The 4,489-nt window shown below is 76.5% G+C and carries 3 protein-coding genes; all 3 read left to right on the forward strand.

Annotated elements, in window-relative coordinates; translation table 11 throughout:
* Window positions 1-2,202 (forward strand): [protein-PII] uridylyltransferase (locus EAD98_RS23640; protein WP_199723516.1); only part of this gene is annotated, 2,202 nt, incomplete at its 5' end.
* Window positions 2,203-2,607: 405 nt separating this feature from the next.
* On the forward strand, window positions 2,608-3,777 hold the full coding sequence (locus tag EAD98_RS23645) for a sensor histidine kinase (RefSeq protein ID WP_233583942.1): 1,170 nt from the start codon (window positions 2,608-2,610) through the stop codon (window positions 3,775-3,777).
* The gene (locus EAD98_RS23650) at window positions 3,774-4,430 is read left to right on the forward strand and encodes a response regulator transcription factor (protein WP_121656203.1); all 657 of its coding nucleotides are present in this window, start codon (window positions 3,774-3,776) and stop codon (window positions 4,428-4,430) included. Before EAD98_RS23645 ends, EAD98_RS23650 begins: the two co-directional genes overlap by 4 nt.
* Window positions 4,431-4,489: the final 59 nt, after the last annotated feature.

Here is a 4,489-nt window from a genome sequence, read left to right on the forward strand (position 1 = left end):
TACGACGACTTCCTGCGGGGGTTGGTGCCGGTGCGGGACGGGGTGGCGCTGCTCGCCGTGGGTGGGTTGGGGCGGCGGCAGTGTGCGCCGTACGGCGATCTCGACCTGGTTCTCCTGCACGCCGGGGTGCCCGGCACCGACGAGCTGGCCGCCTCGGTCTGGTACCCGATCTGGGACGCCGGCCTGCGGCTCGACCACTCGGTACGCACCGTCTCCGAAGCGCTGTCGGTGGCCCAGGACGACGTCAAGGTGGCCCTCGGGTTGCTCGACGCCCGGCTGGTGGTCGGCGACCGGGCGCTGGCCGACGCGCTGATCCGCACCGCCGCCGACCACTGGCGGCGGACCGCCGTCCGCCAGTTGCCCGGTCTACGGGAGGTCGCCGAAGCCCGCTGGCAGGCACACGGCGAACTGGCCTTCCTGCTGGAGGGTGACCTCAAGGAGGCCGCCGGCGGGCTGCGTGACGTGGGGCTGTTGCGGGCGATCTCCGCTGCCGGGATCACCGACGCCCTGCGTCCCGCCGTGCGCGCCGCCCATCTGCGCCTGCTGGACACCCGGGACGCCCTGCACCAGCAGGTCGGTCGCCGGGTCGACCGGTTGGTCGCCCAGGAGCGCGACGGCGTGGCGGCGCTCCTGGGGCTGCGACAACTCCAGCCCGGCGCGTCTGACGCCGCGCGGCGGCCCGGAGCCGTCGTGGAGGACGGCGACGCCCTCCTGCGCCGGGTCGCCGGGGACGCCCGCACGGTCAGTCACGCCCTGGACGACGCCTTCCGGGCCGCCGACCGGCTGCGCTCCGGCCGATTCCGCGGCGGAAACGGTCGCCCGGCGCGCCGCCCGGTGGCCCGGGACGTGGTTGAGCACGACGGCGAGCTGGTGCTCGCCCGCACGGCGATCGGCGCTCGCCCCGACCCGAGCCTGTCGCTACGGGTGGCTGCCGCCGCGGCCGCCACCCGGCTGCCGATCGCACGGGCGACCTGCGAGTGGCTGGCGGCGTACTGCCCGCCGTTGCCCGCGCCCTGGCCGGCCGAGGCCCGGGCCGCGCTGACCACCCTGCTCGGCGCCGGTGCCGGCCTCGTGCCGGCCTGGGAGACCTGCGACCGGTACGGGCTGGTCGACGGCTGGCTGCCCGAGTGGGCCCGGCTGCGCAGCCTGCCCCAGCACAACCCGGTGCACCGCTTCACCCTGGACCGGCACCTCGTGCAGACCGCCCACGAGGCCAGCCGGCACGCCCGCGAGGTGGACCGCCCCGACCTGCTGCTCCTCGGTGCCCTGCTGCACGACATCGGCAAGGGACTTCCCGGGGACCACAGCGCGGTCGGTGTGCCGCTGGCCGAGGCGGTGGCGACCCGGATCGGCCTGCCCGCCGGGGAGGTCGAACTGATCGGCACGCTGGTCCGGCTGCACCTGCTGCTGCCCGACGTGGCCACCCGCCGGGACCTGGCCGACCCGGTGACCATCGCAGCGGTGGCCGAGGCGGTCGGGGACACCGGCACCCTCGACCTGCTGCACGCGCTGGTCCGCGCGGACGCGGCGGCCACCGGGCCGGCGGCCTGGTCGGACTGGAAGGGCCGACTGGTCGCCGAGCTGGTCGCCCGGGTCCGCACCGCGCTGGACACCGGCGTACTCCCCGAACCGCCGGCCCCCGACCCGGCGCTGCTGGCCGGGCCCCTGCCGGTCGTCCACCTGACCGGGGACCGGGTGGCGGTGGCCGCGGCGGACCGACGCGGCCTGCTCGCCACCGTGGCCGGCTGCCTGGCCCTGCACCGGCTCGAAGTGATCTCCGCGGACGCCTCCGCGGTCGACGGCCGGGCCCTGGTCGAGTGCCGGGTGCAGCCGCGCTACGGCCTACCGCCGGACCCGGTCCCCCTCCGCGCCGACCTGCGGCGAGCGGTCGCCGGCGACGTGTCGGTCACCCAGCGCCTCCGCGGCCGTACGCTCGCCGCCCGGGGCGGCGGCGCGGCCCCCCGGGTGGTCTGGCACCGCGAGGCGGCCACCGACGCCGTCCTGCTGGAGCTGCGCGCCGCCGACGCCGCCGGCCTGCTCTACCGGGTCACCTGTGCGCTCGACGAGGCGGGTGCCCTGGTCCGCGCGGCCCGCATCTCCACCCTCGGAGCCGACGTGGTCGACGCCTTCTACCTGGTCGGCGGCTGGCCGGACGACGCCACCCGCGCCCGCCTGGAGGCCGCGGTACTCGCCGCCGTCTGACCGCCCTCGAATCCTCGCCGCCCGCCTGCCGCCGCCTGCCGCCGTCCGCCGCCGCCTGCCGCCGTCCGCCGCCGCCTGCCGACGGCTGTCCGTCGCCCGCGCGCTGTCCGCCGCTCGTAGTCGCTGCCGCTCGTAGCCGCCCGCCGCGTCGTTGCACCATCTCCGTTCAATCCTCGTGCCAGCCCGCCTCACTCACCGGCGCGATACCTCAGAGTCATATTTATGCCTCTGAGTCATCGCGCTCGCGGAGGTGTCCGCCGCCGGCCCGGGCGTGCTCGAGCCTTCCGCACGGTCAGACCGGAGCAGCGTGGCGGGGAGATGGGCGGCGGGTACGTCCGGGGGCGTAGCTGCGGTGCCGCTCGTGGACGCACGCCTCTTGGCCTCGGCGCGGGCAGAATGACGGCCATGCGAGGGAGCGGACAGCGAGGGTGGCAGGAGAGGGGCGCTGACGCCGCGCTCGCCCTGGTGCTGCTCGGATTCGCGCTGCTCGCCACCGGCCTGGCCGGGGACAACCAGCCGGGGTCCAGGCCGGTGGACGCCGCCTGCCGGGTGCTGATCGCAGTCGCCGCGCTGGCGCTGGTGGCCCGGCGACGCGCCCCGGTCGCGACCCTCGGCGTGGTCACCGCGGCCACTACGACGTACCTGGTGATCGGCTACCCGTACGGGCCGATCCTGCTCACCTTCCTGATCGCGGTGTACACCGTCGCGGTGCGGCTGCCGGTGCGGCCGGCGGCGCTCGCCACCGGGGGCGCGTTCGTGCTGCTGCTGACACACGCCTTCTGGTCCCGGGGCCCCGCTCCGGGCTGGGCCGGAGTGCTGCCCGCGTCGGCCTGGGTGGTCGTACCGTTCGCGGTGGGGACGGTGGTGCGGGTCAACCGCGAGGCGACCGCCCGCAGCCGTGCCGAGGAGGCTCGCAGTCGTGCCGAGCAGGCCCGGCGGCAGGCGGACGAGGAGCGGCTGCGCATCGCGCAGGAGGTGCACGACGTGGTGGGGCACGGGCTGGCCGCGATCAGCATGCAGGCGGAGATCGCCCTGCACCTGCTGCCGAAACGGCCGGAGCAGGCGGAGACCGCGCTGACCGCGATCAGCCGGACCAGCCGGGAGGCCCTGGACGAGCTGCGGGTCACCCTGGGCGCGGTGCGGCGAGGCGCCGAGCGTGGGCCGGTACCCGGCCTGGCCCGGCTCCCCGCGTTACGCGACCGGCTGGCCGGAACCGGCCTCGCCGTCGAGCTGCGGGTGGTCGGTGAACCGCGGGAGCTGCCGGCAGCGGTGGATCTGGCCGCGTACCGGGTGGTGCAGGAGGCGTTGACCAACGTCCTGCGCCATGCCGGGGTGGCCAGCGCGGAGGTGACGGTCGACTACCGCGCCGACGAGTTGACCGTCGAGGTCACCGACCGGGGCACGGGCGCCCGGGGCGACGGGCCGGATCCCGCCGACGACGGAACTGGCGGGCACGGCCTGGCCGGGATGCGGGAGCGGGTCGACGCGCTGGGTGGGCGGCTGGCCGTCGGGCCGCGTACCGACGGCGGCGGTTTCCGGGTGTACGCCCGGCTGCCGGTGAAGGCCTCCGCGTGATCCGGGTGCTGATCGCCGACGACCAGGACCTGGTCCGGCTCGGGCTGCGCGCGCTGGTGGAGAGCGAGGACGACCTGGCGCTGGCCGGTGAGGCGGCCGACGGGCTGCGGGCGGTGGAGCTGGCCCGCCGGGAGCGGCCGGACGTGGTGCTGATGGACATCCGGATGCCGGGCATCGACGGGATCGAGGCCACCCGTCGGATCGTCGCCGACCCCGACCTGGTCGGCACGAGGGTGGTGGTGCTCACCACCTTCGAGCTGGACGAGTACGTCTTCGACGCGCTGCGGCACGGGGCGAGCGGGTTCCTCACCAAGGACACCCGGCCGGCCGAGCTGCTGCGGGCGATTCGGCTGGTCGCCGAGGGGGAGGCGCTGCTGTCGCCGTCGGTGACCCGGCGGGTGGTGCGGGAGTTCGCCACCCGGCCGTCCCGGGTGCCGCGTCCGCATCCGCGGCTCGACGCGCTCACCGACCGGGAACGCCAGGTGGTCGGCCTGGTCGGTGAGGGGCTGAACAACGAGGAGATCGCCGCCCGGCTGGTCGTCAGTCCGGCGACCGCCCGTACCCACGTCAGCCGGGCGATGGGCAAGCTGGGAGCCCGGGACCGGGCCCAGCTCGTCGTCTTCGCGTACCAGTCGGGGCTGGTGACCGGTTGACGGCGGCCCGGCGCGGGCGGTGTCGGGCGGCCGGGGGCGCGGGCCGGGCCGCCCGACAC

Origin of the sequence: Micromonospora sp. CV4 (assembly GCF_003667455.1) — a bacterium.
Classification (GTDB): domain Bacteria; phylum Actinomycetota; class Actinomycetes; order Mycobacteriales; family Micromonosporaceae; genus Micromonospora.